Annotated in this window: 17 protein-coding genes; 15 read left to right on the top strand and 2 right to left on the bottom strand. The window is 53.9% G+C overall.

Features of this window, described 5'->3' with window-relative positions:
* Window positions 1-47: 47 nt before the first annotated feature.
* The 3 genes from LF252_RS22635 (at window position 48) to LF252_RS22625 (ending at window position 3,253) form a co-directional block, all read left to right on the top strand.
* A complete protein-coding gene (locus LF252_RS22635; RefSeq protein ID WP_226271876.1) occupies window positions 48-782 on the top strand; it encodes a glycosyltransferase family 2 protein in 735 nt (244 codons plus the stop codon).
* A 45-nt stretch (window positions 783-827) separates the two neighbouring features.
* The gene (locus tag LF252_RS22630) at window positions 828-2,165 is read left to right on the top strand and encodes a UDP-glucose dehydrogenase family protein (RefSeq protein ID WP_226271875.1); all 1,338 of its coding nucleotides are present in this window, start codon (window positions 828-830) and stop codon (window positions 2,163-2,165) included.
* A gap of 101 nt (window positions 2,166-2,266) precedes the next feature.
* The gene (locus tag LF252_RS22625; protein WP_226271874.1) at window positions 2,267-3,253 is read left to right on the top strand and encodes a UDP-glucuronic acid decarboxylase family protein; all 987 of its coding nucleotides are present in this window, start codon (window positions 2,267-2,269) and stop codon (window positions 3,251-3,253) included.
* A gap of 127 nt (window positions 3,254-3,380) precedes the next feature.
* On the opposite strand, the gene LF252_RS22620 is transcribed toward LF252_RS22625, so the two are convergent.
* The gene (locus tag LF252_RS22620) at window positions 3,381-4,487 is read right to left on the bottom strand and encodes an acyltransferase family protein (RefSeq protein WP_226271873.1); all 1,107 of its coding nucleotides are present in this window, start codon (window positions 4,485-4,487) and stop codon (window positions 3,381-3,383) included.
* Window positions 4,488-4,716: 229 nt separating this feature from the next.
* Between LF252_RS22620 and LF252_RS22615 the strand changes: the two genes are divergently transcribed.
* The 8 genes from LF252_RS22615 (at window position 4,717) to LF252_RS22580 (ending at window position 12,337) form a co-directional block, all read left to right on the top strand.
* Window positions 4,717-5,124 (top strand): sugar 3,4-ketoisomerase, encoded by a 408-nt coding sequence (locus LF252_RS22615; protein ID WP_317197881.1) that lies wholly within the window; start codon window positions 4,717-4,719, stop codon window positions 5,122-5,124.
* Between the two features lie 187 nt (window positions 5,125-5,311).
* Window positions 5,312-6,628 (top strand): DUF6056 family protein, encoded by a 1,317-nt coding sequence (locus LF252_RS22610; RefSeq protein ID WP_226271872.1) that lies wholly within the window; start codon window positions 5,312-5,314, stop codon window positions 6,626-6,628.
* Window positions 6,629-6,671: 43 nt separating this feature from the next.
* Window positions 6,672-7,622, top strand: coding sequence for a glycosyltransferase family 2 protein (locus tag LF252_RS22605; RefSeq protein WP_226271871.1), 951 nt, complete (start codon window positions 6,672-6,674; stop codon window positions 7,620-7,622).
* A 71-nt stretch (window positions 7,623-7,693) separates the two neighbouring features.
* Entirely contained in the window at window positions 7,694-8,806 is a 1,113-nt protein-coding gene (locus LF252_RS22600) for a DegT/DnrJ/EryC1/StrS family aminotransferase (RefSeq protein ID WP_226271870.1), read from the top strand.
* A complete protein-coding gene (locus LF252_RS22595; RefSeq protein ID WP_226271869.1) occupies window positions 8,803-9,207 on the top strand; it encodes a sugar 3,4-ketoisomerase in 405 nt (134 codons plus the stop codon). The genes LF252_RS22600 and LF252_RS22595 overlap by 4 nt, the downstream gene beginning before the upstream one ends.
* 29 nt (window positions 9,208-9,236) lie before the next feature.
* On the top strand, window positions 9,237-9,986 hold the full coding sequence (locus LF252_RS22590) for an N-acetyltransferase (RefSeq protein ID WP_226271868.1): 750 nt from the start codon (window positions 9,237-9,239) through the stop codon (window positions 9,984-9,986).
* A gap of 42 nt (window positions 9,987-10,028) precedes the next feature.
* Window positions 10,029-11,600 (top strand): glycosyltransferase family protein, encoded by a 1,572-nt coding sequence (locus LF252_RS22585; protein WP_226271867.1) that lies wholly within the window; start codon window positions 10,029-10,031, stop codon window positions 11,598-11,600.
* Window positions 11,601-11,707: 107 nt separating this feature from the next.
* Window positions 11,708-12,337, top strand: coding sequence for a hypothetical protein (locus tag LF252_RS22580; RefSeq protein ID WP_226271866.1), 630 nt, complete (start codon window positions 11,708-11,710; stop codon window positions 12,335-12,337).
* A 113-nt stretch (window positions 12,338-12,450) separates the two neighbouring features.
* On the opposite strand, the gene LF252_RS22575 is transcribed toward LF252_RS22580, so the two are convergent.
* A complete protein-coding gene (locus tag LF252_RS22575; protein ID WP_226271865.1) occupies window positions 12,451-13,302 on the bottom strand; it encodes an alpha-1,2-fucosyltransferase in 852 nt (283 codons plus the stop codon).
* A 208-nt stretch (window positions 13,303-13,510) separates the two neighbouring features.
* Here LF252_RS22575 and LF252_RS22570 point away from each other — a divergent pair, with 208 nt between their 5' ends.
* From LF252_RS22570 to LF252_RS22555, 4 genes are read left to right on the top strand one after another with little or no spacing between them, the layout of a single operon-like run.
* Window positions 13,511-15,298, top strand: a complete 1,788-nt coding sequence (locus LF252_RS22570; RefSeq protein WP_226271864.1) for an ABC transporter ATP-binding protein — start codon at window positions 13,511-13,513, stop codon at window positions 15,296-15,298.
* On the top strand, window positions 15,298-16,230 hold the full coding sequence (locus LF252_RS22565; RefSeq protein ID WP_226271863.1) for a glycosyltransferase family 2 protein: 933 nt from the start codon (window positions 15,298-15,300) through the stop codon (window positions 16,228-16,230). Before LF252_RS22570 ends, LF252_RS22565 begins: the two co-directional genes overlap by 1 nt.
* A 40-nt stretch (window positions 16,231-16,270) precedes the next feature.
* On the top strand, window positions 16,271-17,410 hold the full coding sequence (locus tag LF252_RS22560) for a glycosyltransferase family 4 protein (protein ID WP_226271862.1): 1,140 nt from the start codon (window positions 16,271-16,273) through the stop codon (window positions 17,408-17,410).
* Window positions 17,411-17,438: 28 nt separating this feature from the next.
* The gene (locus LF252_RS22555; protein WP_226271861.1) at window positions 17,439-18,431 is read left to right on the top strand and encodes a hypothetical protein; all 993 of its coding nucleotides are present in this window, start codon (window positions 17,439-17,441) and stop codon (window positions 18,429-18,431) included.
* Window positions 18,432-18,531 lie beyond the last annotated feature (100 nt).

Raw genomic sequence — 18,531 nt, 5'->3', positions numbered from 1 at the left:
CTGCTCTACTTTCGTAACGAATATTTTTCCTCTGCCTGCTCATCTGTATGGAGCCACCGGTTACTGCTCGTAAACTGTCGATTGTCATCCCCGCCTACAACGAGGGGGCTACCATTCACCTGATACTGGACCAGGTGAAGGCTGTAAAGCTAATCGGCGGTTTTACCAAAGAGGTCATTATCGTAAATGACTGTTCCCGCGACAACACCGAGGAAGCCATTCAACGCTACGTAGCCGCCAACCCGGAGCTGGACATTCAGTACCGAAAGCACACCGTAAACCAGGGGAAAGGAGCGGCCCTGCACACCGGAATCCGGGAAGCTACCGGCGACTACGTTATCATTCAGGATGCCGACCTGGAGTATGATCCGGAAGAGTACAACATTCTGCTGCGGCCCGTGTTGCGGGGCGTGGCCGATGTGGTGTACGGCTCCCGCTTTATGGGCGGCAATGCCCACCGCATCCTGTTTTTCTGGCACAGCATCGGCAACCAGTTCGTGCTTACCTTCCTGTCGAACATGTTCAACAACCTGAACCTGACTGACATGGAAACCTGCTACAAGCTGTTCCGGCGCGACATGATTCAGAGCCTGAAGCTGGAAGAGAAACGGTTTGGCTTCGAGCCCGAAGTGACAGCCAAAATTGCCCGCATTCCCGACGTGCGCATCTACGAAGTAGGCATCAGCTACTACGGCCGCACCTACGCCGAAGGGAAAAAAATAGGCTGGCGCGATGGAGTCCGGGCCATTTATTGCATCATCAAATACGGGCTGTTCGCGTAAGGCAGCCGCTGTACAAACGCTTGACAACTACCAACTAACATACACATGAAAATTGCAGTAGTAGGTACCGGCTACGTAGGCCTCGTAACGGGGACCTGTTTTGCCGAAGTAGGTATTGATGTTACCTGCATCGACATCGACCAGCGCAAAATTGATAACCTTCATAAAGGCATTCTGCCCATCTACGAGCCGGGCCTGGAGGAAATGGTAACGCGCAATGTAGCCGCTGGCCGCCTGCATTTTTCCACCAGGCTGGCCGAGGCCATCAAGGGGTGTGACGTGGCCTTCATTGCCGTGGGCACGCCTCCCGGTGAAGATGGCTCCGCTGACCTGAAATACGTGCTGGGCGTAGCCCGCGAGATTGGCGAGAACATGACCAGCTACGGCGTGATTGTGACCAAGAGCACCGTGCCGGTAGGCACGGCTGCGAAGGTGCGTAAGGAAATCGAAGATGCGCTGGCCCGCCGCAACGAAACCATTGAGTTCGATGTGGCCTCGAACCCGGAATTCCTGAAGGAAGGTGCTGCCATTGATGATTTCCTGAAGCCCGACCGCATTGTGGTGGGGGTAGCCTCTGAGCGGGCCGAAGAGGTAATGCGCCGCCTGTACAAGCCATTCCTGCTGAACGGCCACCCCATTATCTTCATGGATATTCCGTCGGCGGAAATGACGAAATACGCGGCCAACTCGATGCTGGCTACCAAGATTTCGTTCATGAACGACATTGCCAACCTGTGCGAAATCATGGGGGCCGATGTGAACATGGTGCGCAAGGGTATTGGCTCCGATGCCCGCATCGGTACCAAATTCATCTACCCCGGCATTGGCTACGGCGGCTCCTGCTTCCCGAAAGACGTGAAAGCCCTCATCAAAACGGCCGAAGAAAACGGCTACAAGATGGAGGTACTGAAAGCTGTGGAGAGTGTGAACGAGGCGCAGAAGGAAGTGCTGTACAACAAAGTGCGCAAGCACTTCGGCGGCGAGCTGAGCGGCAAGAAAATTGCCGTGTGGGGCCTCTCGTTCAAGCCCAAAACCGATGATATGCGCGAAGCTCCTTCGCTGGTAATCATTGAGAAGCTGCTGGCGGAAGGCTGCACCGTGACGGCCTACGACCCGGTAGCTATGGAAGAAGCCAAGCATTCCTTGGGTGACCGGGTTACCTACGCCAAAGACCAGATGGAGGCCCTCATTGACGCCGATGCCCTGCTAGTAGTGACGGAGTGGCCCGAGTTCCGCGTGCCGAATTTTGAGGTAATGAGCCGTCTGCTCAAGCAGAAAGTTATCTTCGACGGCCGCAACATCTACGATGCCGCCGAATTGCAGGCAGCCGGCTACGCCTACCACTGCATCGGTATCAAAACCGCGCACCACGAGCCGGCTTAAAAAGGAGTTCTTGTTTCTGGTGGTTGGTTTTTGGTCGTCATACAAGCTGGAACCAACCACCAGAAATAAGAAACCAACAACTAGAAACTCTCAGAAATACAATGGCTGATAAAAAACGAGTTCTGATTACGGGTGGGGCCGGCTTCCTCGGCTCCCACCTCTGCGACCGGTTTCTGGCGGAAGGTTACCATGTCATTGCCATGGATAACCTAATTACCGGCGACCTTAAAAACATTGAGCATCTGTTCGGCAACGCGGATTTTGAGTTTCACCACGCCGATGTGTCGAAGTTTGTGTTTGTGCCTGGTAAGCTGGACTACATCCTGCACTTTGCCTCGCCGGCTTCGCCCATCGACTACCTCAAAATTCCGATTCAGACGCTGAAGGTGGGCTCCCTGGGTACACACAATCTGCTGGGTCTGGCCCGCGTGAAGGGTGCCCGGATGCTGATTGCCAGTACCTCGGAAGTGTACGGCGACCCGGAAATTCATCCCCAGGTAGAGGAGTACTTCGGCAACGTGAACCCCGTGGGCCCGCGCGGCTGCTACGACGAGGCCAAGCGTTTCCAGGAAGCCATTACCATGGCCTACCACACCCACCACGGGCTGGAAACGCGCATTGTGCGCATCTTCAATACCTACGGCCCGCGCATGCGCCTCAACGATGGCCGCGTATTGCCGGCGTTCCTGAGCCAGGCCCTGCGCGGCGAAAACCTGACGGTATTCGGCGACGGCTCACAGACCCGCTCGTTCTGCTACGTGGACGACCTGGTGGAAGGCATCTACCGCCTACTGCTGTCGGATTATCCCTTGCCGGTGAACATTGGCAACCCCGATGAAATCACCATCAAGGAGTTCGGTGAGGAAATTGCCCGCCTGACCGGCGTGGAGTTCAAGCCCGACTACCGCCCCTTGCCCACCAACGACCCCATGAAGCGCCGGCCCGATATCAGCAAGGCCAAGGAAATTCTGGGCTGGGAGCCGAAGGTTGACCGTGCCGAAGGTCTGCGCCGCACGCTGGAATACTTCAAGGAAAACGTGCCGGGTGTAGTGAGCGGTGACGTAGACAATACGCCCCGCAGCTTCTAGGCCTGCACCTGCTCACGCTGCCAAGCCTAGCTAGGTGGCGCACCAAACGGATAAAAGAAGAGGATTCTCACGCTGGTGAGAATCCTCTTCTTTTATCCGTTTGGTGCACGTTGGAACACTATATATTTTACAAGGGGCCTGCCGGCGCATCGGGGAGCCGTAGCTTCAGGCGCAGGGCTCTTTCCTCTACCAGCTTCCAGGAAAGATACCCCATGATGTAGGCCCCGATGATGGAAAAGATAACCAGTTGCAGATACGAAGGGTGGAAGTAATATATCAGCAACTGCTGCACCGGCCAGCCCCACAGATACACGCCGTAGCTGATGTCGCCGAACCGGGGTAGTGCGGAAATGCCAGGGTAGGCCAACGACCCCAGCGGCACCAGGATAAGCGGAAACAGGAAGTAGGAAGTCCAGGCCATATGAGGCAGGCTGAGAACCAGCCCGAAGAAGACAACGAAGGCCGACCCCGCCAGCAGATTGCGCCGCCGCTCCGTGGGCAGCGGCAACAGCGCCCAGATAGCTCCTCCAACGAAATACAGCGCCAGATGCACTACCTGGGAGGGTTTCAGCAGCCAGAACCCCAGGCCCGCTTCGGTGGCCGGATTGGCATTGGCATACAGCAGAAACCGGGCAGCCAGCAACCCCACAAATGCCAGAACCATCACCACCAACATTGCCCGGGTATTTTTGCGGATGTACCAGGTAGAGGCCAGCACGATGTACATAAATACCTCTACCGGTATGGTCCACAGGGAGCCGTTAATCAGGTGCCAGGGAAGCTGCTTAAAAACGCCGTCTATTTCGTACTGCATGCGTAGCAGGCCGCTGAAAAAGACGTAGTCCCGCACGGTATAGTGGCTGAAATACTGCACCGCACTCTTGTTGCTCACGAAGAAGCACACCCCGGCCATGATCATAAGTACCGTCCATAGCCCAGGAAAGATGCGCAGGGCCCGCTTGTAGAAGTAATCTACCAGTGAGTTGCTGCGCATCATGCTTTTGGTGATGAGCAAGCCACTCAGCACCATAAAGCCGGGTACGGCCAGAAACGTAAAGCTGACCTGTCCGCCCGTAAGTTGGTACAGTACATCCTCTTCCGGCAGCCCCAGCAGCGCGTAACTGTGGGTGATAATGACAAAAGTGGCAAACAGCAGCCGCAGAAAGTGAAAGTTGTTGGCGTGTGTAACGGAAGCCTTTTTGGCCGGCGGCGCAGATACAAGTGTACTACTCACGATGTTGGACAGGTTAAACGCCCGCAAAGATAGAAGAATGCCTGCCGGGGCCACCCAACTGTGCGCCAGAGAACGGTACCCGACCGCAGGGGAGCGTGCAGGCGCGTTTCTGCCGTAGTTTGTAGATTTGCTACGCTACCCTGCGTGGTACAAACAGAGTCTTTTCTCCTGCTTCTCTAATCAGCCTATGCCGTCAGGAATGGATGGTGCCCGGAACCAGCCGCATGTAGTGAATTTTCCGCGTATCGGAACCCCCGAAACCGGGTGCATTTCGGTGGCGGAGGGTAGCCTGGTTCTGCCGTTTGCGGTGAAAAGGGTGTTCTGGACCTACTACACGCCCGAGAGCATCGTGCGGGGGCGGCATGCGCATCACCAGACCGAGCAGGTGCTGCTGGCCGTAGCTGGCCGGATTGTGGTGCTTACGGAAATGCCCGGTCAGGCAATTCAGACGTTTGTACTGGACCGGCCGGATATTGGGGTATACATTCCGCCACGCTGCTGGCATACGATGCAGTATTCCCAGACAGCCGTTCAGCTGGTGCTGGCTTCCGCCGAATACAACGAGGCCGACTATATCCGGAGCTACGCCGAGTTTCAGCTGCTGGCCGGGGCCAGGTCATCTGACCTAAAGCGGTGAGTGAGCTACCGGATTGTGCATAGTATAAAAATAAGCGGTGATGATACGCGGGTCGAGACGGAGTGGTAACGCATACAGGCTTTCCTGGGAGCAGTGGCAATGGATTGGCCTGGGAGCAGTGGTGAGCGTGCAGCTATTCCCGTTCCTCTTTCTTGGCTTCTTTAATCAGCCGTTTTACGATGACTACATGGAAGCCGTGCGGGTCCGGCAATACGGGCTGTGGGGCGCGCAGCGGCAGCTGTATCAGCACCATACCGGGCGATTCGTTACGTCCTGGCTGTTTACGGCCCTCAATCCATTGGTGTATGGGTGGGCCTGGGCCTTCCGCCTGATTCCGGGGTTCACGCTGGGCGGCCTTACGGGGCTGCTGTACTGGGTGAGCAAGCTGAGCTTGCCGCAGCTCCGGCGGTGGCAGCACCTGCTGCTAGCCACCAGCCTGCTGCTGCTCTACCTGAGCACTCTTACCAATCACTACGAGGCATTGTACTGGTTTACCGGCATAGTCGTCTACCAGACGGGTACTGTTGGCCTGCTGCTACTCGGGATAAGCGCGTGGTACCACTGCCGGCAACAGCCCCGTGCGGCTTGGCCGTGGGTGGTAGGCAGCCTAGCGGTAGTAGGTAGCACGGCGGCCAATGAGGTAGCCCTGGCGCAGGCGATGCTGTTTCTGGTGCTGATGACAGCCGTGAGCTGGACCACTGCCTCCGGCTACCCCAACCGGAGGTGGTGGCTGTGGCTGCTGGTGCTGGGAGCGGTAAGCAGCGCCCTGAGCTTGCTGGCCCCAGGCAACTACCAACGGATGGATGTTACGCAGTTTGACCATCGGTTTCAGCTGGGATATTCCGTGCTGCATACGCTGGTTTCCGTGGCAGAAATTGTTACCCGTCCGTCGGTGTGGCTGGCCCTAGTAGCAGTGGCCGGTTACAGCCTGTATGCTTCCCGTAGTGCTACCGGCTGGCAGTTGCACCCGGTAGTAGCGGTGCTGTATTGGGTTGCCAGCATTGCCAGTGGCTTTTTTTCCTTTTGGTGGCTCGGCTTCGGGCCCGCCCCGGCTCGTACCGAAAACGCCATTATAGGCGGAGCCCTGCTAAGTCTGGCCGTGCTGGTACCGCCCGTTGCGCGGTGGGCCAGGTCGCGCGGGTACCTGGGTGGGGTGTTGCCCGCATCCAGACATGTGTGGTGGGTGGTCGGAATCGGGCTGGTGCTGACGGCCCGGAGCGCACCGTTACGGGCCTGGCAACAAGTGCGCTACAACGCTTGGGCCTACGAGCAGCAGATGCAGCGGCGCTACCAGCGGCTGCATGCCGCTCGGCGTGCCCATCAGGCATCCGCAGTGCTACCTGGCTTAAAGCTGGCCGCTGACCGGGATATTTTTATGCACCCGGCCGATCTGGATACTGTGGCCGGCACCGAGCATAACCTCATGGTAGCGGCATATTTCGGGCTCGATTCCGTGCGGCTGGCCTCGCCTTTGGGTCGTGCCCCGGGCCGGGTCACCAGGTAGTACGTGCTGCGGCCACTGCTACGGTTCTTCAGTACCTTGCAGCATGCCGAAGCTGTCCGTTGTCATTCCCTGCTACTTCAACGAAGAAAATATCCCCGTTACAGGCGCGGCCCTGGTGGCTAGTGAAGCCCTGTTTCCGGCTGGCGTCACTTTTGAATATGTGTTCGTAGATGACGGCTCGCAGGATGGAACCGTGGCGGCCTTGCACCGGCTCCGGCAGCAATACCCGGATAAAGTCAGTATAGTGGAGCTGGCCGGTAACGTAGGCTCTTACAACGCCATTGCGGCGGGCTGGCAGTACGCTACCGGCGACTGTATGGCGGTACTCACTGCTGACCTCCAGAACCCGCCCGAACTGCTGGCTACCATGTACCAGTATTGGCAGCAGGGCATCAAAGTGGTAATTGCCAGTCGGCAGGACCGCCCCGAAAGAGGTTTGGCCCGCGCCACCGCTGAGCTGTTTCATTACCTGATGCGCCGCTTCGCGCTGCCGAACGTGCCCCAGGGTGGGTTCGACTTCCTGCTGATTGATAGAGCCGTGGCTCAAGAGGTACTGGCTCTGCAGGAGCGCAACAGCAATATCTTCTACCTCGTACTGTGGCTGGGTTACCCCTACATCAACCTGCCCTACACCCGGCTGGCCCGCAGCATTGGCAAGTCCCGCTGGACACTCAGCAAGCGCGTAAAGCTGTTCGTGGATTCCTTCGTTTCGTTTTCCTTCTTGCCCATCCGGCTTATCTCCGTTGCCGGGCTGCTGCTGGGAGGCGGTGCTTTCTGCTACGGGCTGTACGTTATCGGCATGCGGCTGCTGGGGCTGCACGAGCCTGAGGGTTGGTCGTCGCTGATGGTGGTGCTGCTGTTCGTATCCGCGTTCCAGATGCTGGCCCTGGGGATCATTGGCGAGTACGTGTGGCGGGGCCTCGATGCCGCCCGGAGTCGACCGCTCTACGTGGTAAAGCAGGCCCATGCGCCGGCGGCGTTTCCCGGTACATAATTGCGACGCACAGCAACGCTGTTGATAATTGCCTATTTTTGCCCCGCACAAACGCGCCTAACTTTTCGCCAATGAGTCATATTCCCTTTCTTGCCTTCGGTCCACAGCACAATGCAATCAGAGAAGAGATTTTGCAGGCAATGGCCAACGTGTACGACTCGCAGTGGTATGTGCTGGGCGAAGAAGTAAAGAAGTTTGAAGGCGAATACGCGGCCTTCAGCGGTACTGAATATTGCATCGGCGTAGCAAATGGTCTGGACGCGCTGCACCTGGCCCTGCTGGCCCTGGGAGTTGGCCCCGGTGATGAGGTCATTGTGCCCTCCAACACGTACATCGCCACGTGGCTGGCCGTATCGTACGTAGGGGCTACCCCGGTGCCGGTAGAGCCAAACCCTGCCACGTGTAACCTCGACCCGGCCCGCATCGAGGCGGCCATCACGCCCCGTACCCGGGCCATCATGCCGGTGCATCTGTACGGGCAGGCCTGCGAAATGACGCCCATCATGGAGCTGGCCCGCAAGCACCAGCTCTTCGTCATTGAAGACAACGCCCAGGCGCAGGGTGCCACATCGGGTGGAACTACCACTGGCAGTTTCGGGGATGTAAATGCCACCAGCTTTTATCCCGGCAAAAATCTGGGTGCCTTGGGTGATGCAGGGGCCGTAACCACCAACTCAGCGGAGCTGGCCCAGAAAATCAGAACCCTGCGCAACTACGGCTCGCAGCAGAAATACTACAACGAGGTAATCGGCTACAACTCCCGACTCGATGAGCTGCAGGCCGCCGTGCTGTCCGTGAAGCTGAAGCAGCTGCCGGAATGGACGCGCCAGCGCCAGCAGATTGCCCGGTGGTACGATGAGCAGCTGGCCGGCGTAGATGGCGTGCAGCTGCCGCAGATTGCCGCCGGCTGCACCCACGTCTATCACCTCTACGTAATCCAAACCACGCGGCGCGACGCGTTGCAAAAGTTCCTGACCGAACAAGGCATCGGAACCCTGATCCATTACCCGGTTCCCCCGCACCTGCAGCAGGCCTACGCGGAGAGTGGCTATCAGGCCGGCGACTTTCCGGTGGCCGAGCAGTTGGCCGCTACTTGCCTGAGCCTGCCGATGTGGCCCGGTATGACGGAGCAGCAGGTAAAGCAGGTGGCGGAACAGATTCGTTTTTTTCTATCGGGCAAATGAGTGCTGAACCTATAATAATTGAGTTTCCTGTTATGGGTAATTCGGATATAGGCTATTTAACAGTAGCTGAAAGTCCACTGGTACCGTTTGCTATTAAGCGGGTGTACTGGACCTATTACACTTCTGAAAAAATAATGCGCGGGCATCACGCGCACTACAACCTGCAACAATTAATTTTTGCGGTTAGCGGAAGAATAGAAATTGATCTGGAGGGTCTGGACGGCGTAGTAAGAAGTTTTGTGCTTGATAAGCCTAGTATCGGTTTATATGTGCCCAAATTATTCTGGAGAACTATTAAATTCTCTGATAACTCAGTGTTGCTGTGCCTGGCGTCAGATGAGTATCGGGAAGAGGATTATATCCGGGAATATACAGATTTCAAGCTTCTCTCGGTTCACTAGAATAAAATCTCACCGTCATTCTCTTTTGCATGAAGTTCAACGGCAAGAATATTAGCATCGGTAGCAATGTCTCTATCGGAGACAATGTGAAAATAGGAGATAATTGTACAATCTATGATAATGTCGTAATCGGAGACGGTTGCATCATTGCCAATGATTGTATTATCGGCGAGCCAGCTAATGCGTACTATCGAGACGCAAACTACATTCAGAAGCCCACGATAATCGGGGCAAATTCACTTCTGCGTAGTCATACGATACTTTACGCGGGTAGCAGCTTCGGCGAAAATTTCGTTACGGGTCACCGGGTCACCATTCGGGAGGAAAGTGTGTTCGGGCGTGATTGCCAGGTTGGTACTCTCTCCGATATTCAGGGCCACGTACAGTTCGGAGATTATTGCAAGCTGCATAGCAACGTTCACATATGCGAGCATGCTACTATTGGTAATCATGTATTTATATACCCGTATACGGTATTTACGAATGATGCCAAGCCCCCATCTAATTCCTTAAAAGGCCCTACCGTAGGAGATTACTCCATTATTACAGTGCATTGCGTATTGCTGCCTGGCGTGACTATCGGGAGCAATTGCTTGGTTGGTGCAAACTCGGTAGTAGGGAAGGATTTGCCGGACTTTAGCTTTGCGGCTGGTACTCCGGCAAAGATTCTTAAAGATGTGCGGGAACTCGGAGGGCATTATCCCTGGATGTATTCCTTTGACCGCAATATGCCTTGGCAAGGTATTGGTTTTGACCAATGGAATAATTCGCAGGATTAGATTTATGAAATAAAGGCACGTAAAATAGTTGAATCAAAAATCATGAAAAATGCAGAATTATTCATGTACAAAAATTTGTACATGAATCTTAAAGAAGTGCTTTTGCAAAATAATGATGATTTTGATTCAAAAATTAGAAAGATAGAGTTATTAGCAAATTTTGCCTGGTTTTATCATCCTGGTCTTTATGTAGATGTTGATATTGAAAAACTGATTCAAGAACTTGGTGAAGAAGTTTTCAATAAATTTGAGCAATCCAGGAGTGATTCATTCGTTAAGGCGAATAAGGAGTCTAAGAGAATTGTTCATGTTGCCTCGGAATTGTACGAGGTGGGCGGCCATACCCGGCTGCTGACTAATGTCATTAATCATGATCAGCAATCAGAACATCTAGTTGTATTAACGCGCCAGGATTCAGACAAAGCTTCAGAATGTATTAGGAGTACTAAAGCTCAGGTTGTTTCAGTTAATGGAATTAACAGTGCTTTAGATAAAGCGGTGCAACTCCGAGAAATTGTAAAACAGAATGCAGATGTAGTTTTTCTGCATATTCATCCAGATGATGCATTGGCATTATCTGCATTAGTATTTCAGCTTGGTATTCCTATTGTATTGATAAACCATGCTGACCATGTGTTCTGTCTAGGTACGAGTTTGGTTGATAATGTTGCCTGCATTCGTAATTGGTCTGTGCATTTTACTATGGAGCGGAGATGTGCCAAAAAAGCCTCTTTGCTGCCTATTTTGCTAGAGATACGTGATAATTATACGTTAACTAAAGAAGAGGCACGTTGTGTTTTAGGTGTAGCTGCTACTGATATATTACTTATATCAGTAGCTTCAGCATACAAATTTGCTCCGAATAGTCAGTATAATTTCTTTAAATTAATTAAAAACATAATAAGTAAATATGATAATATTAAAATAAAAATAGTGGGCGTTTCTGAGAATGACGCTGAATTAGTTAAATATATAGAAGATAAAAATATAGAATTAGTAGGTGTAGTTGCTGATCCTGAATTGTATTACAGAGCTGCCGATATTTACTTGGATCCAATGCCGCTGAGTTCCTTCACCTCTTTATGGGAAGGATGCGCGTACGAGACTGCGCCCGTATTAGCCTACGCACCAATGAACGTGGTTGCCGTAGATACTGAGCCTGTGCTAAAAGGTGTTGTGCGTCATGCCATTGATCAGGTAGAGTGGGTGCATGAAGTTGAGAAATTAATATTGAATGCGGAGATTAGAGATGATATTGCAAAGAAAGTAGCGAGTAATGTAAGATATTACCATGCCGGAGAAGGTTGGCAGGAATACTATAATAAGATCTTGCAAAGTGAAACCGTACTTCAAAACTTACATTGCAATAGTGTGAGTTTTGATATTAATATTGATGATATAAATTCGGCTGAATTATCAGCAAATACATTTGCGAAAGATGAAAGATTTTTCCTGATGTTTTTAGAAAAAAGCGTAGATATATTGTCTGTTTCTGACTTGTTGTATTTATTTACGAATTTTATAAAAGTAACAAAAAAATATTCACAGTTATCATTCTATAGATATTTTTCTGGGATAATGAAACTGAAATTTTCGAAAGTTGCTAAAAAATAGGATTCGTGAAGAAAATTCTTCTCTACCACATATACCCGGTTAATAACTGGCGGGAGATAACCGACCTTTTGTTTCAAAAGCTTCCTTTTGATGCAATAGTGGTGCATGTGTCGTTGCCGACAGATGGGAGCGTAACAGAAAGCGAAATTGAAAGCTACTTTGCCAAGTACCCAATAACCCGGTTTCTCTACTCGCAGAACAGCGGGTTGGGGGAGGTGGATGGCCTGTATCGGTTCGTGGAAACCCAGGATTTGACGGGGTACGACATCCTGACGTACATGCACTGCAAAGGAGTTACCAAGCCAGGGCACGAGCACATCTTCAACTGGACGAAGCTGATGCGGTACTTCGTTATTGAGAAGATGGATGTCTGCGAAAAAGCCTTTAAGAAAGGATATGCCACGTTCGGTGCCAACAAAGGCATTCCGGATCATAACATGAAGCACCATTTCGTGGGTAGTAACTTCATTTATGAGGGCAATTTTGTCTCCATCAACCTGCATAAGATAACGATTACCAAAGCAGTGCTTGATACCTATCTGGACCGCTCCTATTACGGAGTGGAAGCGCTATGGGGAAAATTGTGCCGCTACGAAGAAGGGTATACCGTATTCAACTCCGGCCTGAACCATTACAATGCCTCAGTGCCCGAAAAGCTGTATACCACCCGTTTGGGTAGAGCCCGGTACAACCTGATGACGTTCTACTATCGCATGCGCAAAAAGCTGCTGCAGTAGAGAGGTAATGATTTAGTAATTATCAGCCAGTAAAAACTGGTGCCCCGCGAAGCATATGCTTTGCAGGGCACCAGTTTTTACTGGTGGGCACTCCGACATGCAAAGTCGGGCCGTTACAGCACCGCTGCCTGCGTCGATACGGGTACCTGCGTCCAGTGGGGCGGATAAATATTGACTGGATACTCAATGCCGAAGTGGAATCCCAGAAAGTACTGCGGGCAGTATATTTTTTGCGCCGTGGTGTTCAGATAAGCCCCCCACCAGGCAAACGTGCTGTTGCTGATGATACCGTAGTCGGCGTGTTGCAGCAGCAGCAGCTGGGTCGGCACGTCGGCCCGCACATACTCCAGATTAGGATGCTGCAACTGCAGCCGTTGCTCAACCTGCTGAATATCGTCGCTGATGATAAACAGATTGAACTGCTCGAAATCGAAGGTCAGTAGGATATCCCGCTGCCACTCCAGGGGCAGAATAGGTGGCTGTCCATCCTTGGCAAATACATCGAAGCTCTGGTAGTCGCCCAACCGGAAGGAGGCCACAACGCTGGGCCGCTGCCGGAGCTTGGGGGCGTACTTGGTTTCGAAGGTCTGCCGGTATTTGGGCAGCACCGTGAACCAGCGCAACAGGTCCGCTTTGATGGGCTCGTACAGCTGGTACTCCTGGAAATAGCCCCAGTACACGGCCTCATCACGCAGCCGGGATTCATCCAACGGCACCCGGCAGTCACGCAGATCGACGAAGGGAGCCTTTCGCAGAAAGGCCTGCTGCAGCTTATTGTATACTTTCCAGACGGAGCGCCGCTGCAACAGGGGCCAGGCCCCATGCAGCTCAAAATAAGGCAGGTCGAACGGCTGGTCGTTGGTATCAAGCAGGAAATGCGTGCCGAGCCGTTTGGCCAGCAAAGAGGCAAACGCGAACTGAAAGAGCTGATTGCCTAAACGGCCGAGGAGTTTTACTTTAATCATACTGAGCAGGCCGCATCTGAGCCCTCACAATGTGGTGCCGCAAAGGTAGGCAAACCGGGCTGAGGGCGTAGGTACCCAGCGGGTTTAACTTGGGTAGCCTATCTTTGCAGGTAGTTAGCGTGGAGGGACATCTTTGTGGGCCAGTGCACGTATAGCGGCCGCGGATCTAACACTTAGGTCTGTTACTTCTTTCAAGAAATAGTTTGTAATGAGTTCTGCTCAAGCTGAGAACCAAGGTATTGTAGGCCCGGCACTTAAAAGTGCACTGTATTATCTGACGCTTGCCGAGAAGCGCAAAGCGGTAGGCATGTTCGCTTTGCTGGTACTATCCTCACTGCTTGATGTATTTGGACTAGCCACACTGGTACCGGTTATTATGGCCGCATCCCGGCCCGGTTCAGTATTCCAAAATAAGTATTCCCTGTGGCTGTATCAGACCCTGGGGTTTCAGACGGAGCGCAGCTTCCTGGTTTTTCTGATCCTGGGGTTGCTGGTATTTTTTCTGCTGAAAAATCTGTTCACCACCTTTATTAATTATCAGCAGGTAAAATTTACGGCGTATCTGGGGCTGAAAATTATTGAAAAGCAGGTTGATAAGCACCATAACTTCCCTTACCTGGAATACATGCGAATCGGCTCGGCGCAGCTGGTGCACAGTACGCTCGGGGTACCGCAGGCATTTATCGGCAATGTTATCCGGCAGTTGTTCACGTTCTTCCAGGAGATAATCATCATTGCCATTATCGTGGTTGGTATTTTAGTATATCAGCCTTCGTTGTTTATTATTCTGATGGTGGTGCTCGTGCCGGCCACGGCCTTGACGTACCGGGCCCTCAGAACCCGCTCGGCCAAGCTTGGGCAGGAAATTGATATTCTGCGTCCCATTTCGCACGCCATTCTCACGGATGCGTTCATTGGCTTCATCGATTTAAAGCTGGCTAACAAGCAGAAGTTTTTCAAAGAGCGGCTGCTGGCCAATGAAAAGCGTTTTCAGAATGTAGAAGCGCTGACTTACCTGTATGGGCAGCTGCCGGTGAAAGTGATTGAAATGGTGGCCATTATGGCGGTGGTAACCATTTTCCTGTATTCACTATTCTTTAGCCAGAATGTCACGGCTTTGGTAACAACGATTGGTTTGTTTGCGGCGGCGGCTTACCGCCTGATGCCGTCCGTAAACCGGCTGATTATTGCTATGGTGGCCCTCAAGCAGTTTAAGTTCACTTACGCCAATATGCAGAGCTACCGGGAATATGCCGAGATGCAGAAGCCCGAGCAGCAACTGTTACCGTTCAATCGGGAAATCAAGTTTGACAACCTGACCTTCACGTTTCCGGACACGGATAAGCCGGTGCTGGACCACGTGTCGTTTACGGTGCAGAAAGGGGAGAAAATTGGCATCATCGGGTCGTCGGGCTCCGGTAAGACAACCCTGATGAACCTGCTGCTGCGTTTCTACAAGGAGCAGGAGGGAGCCATCCGCATTGATGGGCAGCCATTGAACGATGCCAACCTGGAAGCCTGGTACCGCCTGGTCGGGTACGTGAAGCAGGATACCTTCCTGATGGACACGACCATTCGGGACAACATCACCCTGATGGATGCCCAGGTGGACGAGGCGCGGCTGGCCTATGCTATTGAGCAAGCCTCCCTGGCCGACTTTATTGCCGGTTTGCCGGAGGGCGTTGATACCCGGATAGGGGAGCGAGGTGCCCGCTTATCGGGGGGGCAGCGCCAGCGCATTGGTATTGCGCGGGCCCTGTACAAGCGCACGGAAGTGCTGGTAATGGACGAGGCCACCAGTGCTCTTGATAACGAAACGGAGCGCGAGGTAAATGAGGCCATTGGCCGCTTGGCCCACACCGATATTACCATCTTCATTGTGGCTCACCGCATCACCACCCTGCGCGACTGCACCCGCATCTATGAGCTACGGGCCGGCGAGCTATACGCGGAGCACCGGTACGAGGACTTGGTAAATAAAATCCTGACCGCGTAATGGCTGCTACCCTACCCGCTGAAGCGCTGACAGTATCCGTCATTATACCATCCTACAATGGCGCGGCCAAGCTGCCCAATATCCTGGCGGCCATTCAGCAGCAGCTAACCGCCCCCCACGAGGTGATTGTGGTGGTGGACGGCTCCACGGATAACACGGCTGAGGTGCTGCAAAGCTACCAGACGCGGATGGCCAACCTGCGCGTTGTTATGCAGGAAAACAAGGGCCGGGCCGCCGTCCGGAACCGTGGGGCAGCAGAAGCTACCGGGCAGCTCCTGGTCTTCTTTGATGACGACATGCGCCCTCAGCCGGAGTGCCTGACGGCCCACGTGGCCCATCATCAGCAATATCCCGGCAGCCTGGCAGTGGGCATGCAGCAGGAGGAGATGCTGCCGGGAAACTCCGATTTTCAAAACTACAAGGCCTCGTTAAGCCGCAAGTGGCTGGAAAAATACGTGGCCATTCCGGATGGCGTACCCATGGACCCGCAGGGGTTATTCGTATCGGCGGCCAATTTATCGGTGCCGGCCACTGTTTTTCAGCAAATCAGCGGGTTCGACAGCGTGCTGCGGGATATCGAGGATTTCGACCTGGGCATGCGCGCCAGTGAGCAGGGCTTCCCGATTTATTTTTTGCGCAATGCCATTGCTTGGCACGATGATTTCGTGACGTGTGGGCGGTACGTAAACCGGCTGCGGGAATACCGCAAGGCCCACGCTATCCTGGCCGGGCACCGGGGCGAGCTATATTACAAGTACCTGCCGGGAGCGGCGCAAAAGCCCCAAGGCATCAAAGCGGCTGTATTCAGGCTGTTGGCTGCCCCTGGCTGGGTAAAGCTGGTGGATGGCAACTCGTTGCAGGTGCTGCCCAGGGCCGCCCGCTACAAGCTGTACGACCTAGTAATTACCGCCCAGGGTAACAACATCGCCTAGCGGCCCTTTTCAACTACTCACTTCTTACGCTCTCTGCCCTTTGTCGTTACCGGTTAGTGTCACGTATATCGTCTCGGACCTTAATAAGTCCATGGCTTTTGAGTGGATTGCGCAGTACCTGAGCCGCGAAAAATGCCGGTTGTCTTTCATCCTTCTCAATGCCGGGGACACGGAGCTGGAGCAGTTTCTGCGGGCGCATAACGTACCTGTGCATCGGGTAGTGTACACGCGGAAAACGCAGCTGATAGGGGCTATCAAAGAGGTATATCGGTGCCTGAAATCCTGGAAGACAGCCGTGGTGCACACGCACCTGTTCAACGCTAACGTGGTGGGGCTGGCCGCCGCCCGGCTGGCTGGCGTTTCGAAGCGAATCCTGACCCGGCATCACTCGTCGCTGCATCACCACTTCTTTCCGCGGGCGGTTTACTACGACCGGCTCACCAACTACCTAGCCACCGACATTGTGGCCATCAGCGAGATTGTGCGCAGGATTGTGGTGGACTGGGAGGCCGTGCCGCCGGCCAAGGTTCATCTGATTCACCACGGGTTCGACCTGAGCGCCTTTGCGCAGGTTACGCCGGACCGGGTAAAGGCCCTGCAGGATAAATACGGCATTACGCCCGATGGCCCCGTTGTTGGCATCATTGCCCGGCAAACCATCTGGAAGGGCATTCAGGACGTAATACCGGCTGTGGCCGAGTTGCGCAAGCAATACCCCACCATTCAACTGGTGCTGGCCAATGCGCACGGCGACTACCAGGAGCAAATCAAAGAGCTGCTGCAAAATCATCTGTCGCCGGAAGCCTACACGCAGATTCGGTTTGAATCGGACGTGCCGGCTCTGTACCAGCTGTTTGATGTGTACGTGCACGTGCCCATCGACAACCACAGCGAGGCATTCGGGCAGACCTACGTAGAAGCCCTGGCCAGCGGCATACCATCGGTATTCACGCTGTCGGGTGTCGCGCCGGAATTCGTGCGGGACGGCGAAAACGCGCTGGTCGTGCCTTTCCAGGATAGTGAGGCCATCCGGCAGGCCATTCAGCGGCTGCTGACCGATGAATCACTGCGCCGCACCTGCACCGAAAACGGCAAACGGAGCGTGCAGCAATTTGCGCTGCAACCGTACCTGGACAAGTTGGAGCGCCTGTATACCCAACCTTCATCTTACAACCCGTAGAAGCGACCAGCTTCCCGACCCCAGCTTTATGAAACTACTCGTTACTCAATCATTCGGCCGCGAAAGTGAATACCGCCGGGCCATTCTAGCAGTGCTCAGTTTCTGGGCCTGGTACACCGGCCCGGCAGAAGAGGTGCAGACCGTCGTGTTTACTGATCAGCCGGATTATTTCCGGAAGTACATCACCGGGGTTGACGTACGGTATGTGCTGCTGACGCCCGACAAGATGAAGGCCATGCGCGGGGATATTGACTTCCTGCACCGGATGAAAATTGCCTTGATTGAGGAAGCATTCGACCTGTACCCGGGCGCGGATATGCTCTACGTCGACTCGGATACGTTCTTCACTACGGACGCTTTGCCGTGGATCAAGCAGTTCAAGCCGGGCCGCAGCTTCATGCACCTGCTCGAATACAAGTTTGAAACCTGCCGCAACATGCCGCTGCCGGCTGGCGAAACCTTCCGGGCCTATCTGAATCTGATTGAGAATACCGGCTTCACCACCAGCAACGGCACGGAGCGCTTTGCGGCCGACACGGAATCCTGGAACGCCGGGGTGATGGGTCTGCCGGCCCAGGTGCGGGCGTGGCTACCCGATGTGTATGCCCTCACGGAGCAGAGCTACCCGCAGACGCAGAACCACGCCAGTGAGCAGTACGCGTTTTCTTTGATTCTGCAGACGCGCACCGAACTTTTGCCCTGTGATGAGTACGTGTACCACTACTGGTACCGGGTCAAAAAGCAAATTACCGACCTCGTGCTGGATCAGGAGCTCGGCAACACCTTTATACAACTGTCCTGGCCTGAAAAGCTGGCAGCGGTGAAGAAGCTGACCAACAAGCTGCCGCGTACCTACGAAACGCACGAGTTGATGCTGCGCGACAACGCTATTCAGGCCTTCACCTCCGACCAGTTTGGGGCGGGTTACAAGCACGCATTCCAGGCGCTGAAAAAGTCGCCCTTCAACCCGCAATTCATCAAAGATGTGCTGTACCACACCAAACGGCATCTGACGCGTTAACCGGCACAGGGGGTATGAAGAACGAGATAAAAGTAGGTTTTTGCGTAGCGTACGATTGGTACTACCTGGCGCAGGCACTGCCGCTGGTCTACGCCGAAGC

The sequence above is a fragment of the Hymenobacter pini genome (genome assembly GCF_020421205.1).
GTDB lineage: Bacteria > Bacteroidota > Bacteroidia > Cytophagales > Hymenobacteraceae > Hymenobacter > Hymenobacter pini.
This window is presented reverse-complemented; position numbering and strand designations above follow the sequence as displayed.

Excerpts from the sequence above, each read along its gene's own strand:
- LF252_RS22575 (WP_226271865.1), bottom strand. The coding sequence starts at position 13,302 with ATGATTAAAGTAAAACTCCTCGGCCGTTTAGGCAATCAGCTCTTTCAG.
- LF252_RS22565 (WP_226271863.1), top strand. The coding sequence starts at position 15,298 with ATGGCTGCTACCCTACCCGCTGAAGCGCTGACAGTATCCGTCATTATA.
- LF252_RS22630 (WP_226271875.1), top strand. The coding sequence starts at position 828 with ATGAAAATTGCAGTAGTAGGTACCGGCTACGTAGGCCTCGTAACGGGG.
- LF252_RS22635 (WP_226271876.1), top strand. The coding sequence starts at position 48 with ATGGAGCCACCGGTTACTGCTCGTAAACTGTCGATTGTCATCCCCGCC.
- LF252_RS22590 (WP_226271868.1), top strand. The coding sequence starts at position 9,237 with ATGAAGTTCAACGGCAAGAATATTAGCATCGGTAGCAATGTCTCTATC.
- LF252_RS22595 (WP_226271869.1), top strand. The coding sequence starts at position 8,803 with ATGAGTGCTGAACCTATAATAATTGAGTTTCCTGTTATGGGTAATTCG.
- LF252_RS22555 (WP_226271861.1), top strand. The coding sequence starts at position 17,439 with ATGAAACTACTCGTTACTCAATCATTCGGCCGCGAAAGTGAATACCGC.
- LF252_RS22610 (WP_226271872.1), top strand. The coding sequence starts at position 5,312 with ATGGAAGCCGTGCGGGTCCGGCAATACGGGCTGTGGGGCGCGCAGCGG.
- LF252_RS22605 (WP_226271871.1), top strand. The coding sequence starts at position 6,672 with ATGCCGAAGCTGTCCGTTGTCATTCCCTGCTACTTCAACGAAGAAAAT.
- LF252_RS22600 (WP_226271870.1), top strand. The coding sequence starts at position 7,694 with ATGAGTCATATTCCCTTTCTTGCCTTCGGTCCACAGCACAATGCAATC.
- LF252_RS22585 (WP_226271867.1), top strand. The coding sequence starts at position 10,029 with ATGAAAAATGCAGAATTATTCATGTACAAAAATTTGTACATGAATCTT.
- LF252_RS22570 (WP_226271864.1), top strand. The coding sequence starts at position 13,511 with ATGAGTTCTGCTCAAGCTGAGAACCAAGGTATTGTAGGCCCGGCACTT.
- LF252_RS22625 (WP_226271874.1), top strand. The coding sequence starts at position 2,267 with ATGGCTGATAAAAAACGAGTTCTGATTACGGGTGGGGCCGGCTTCCTC.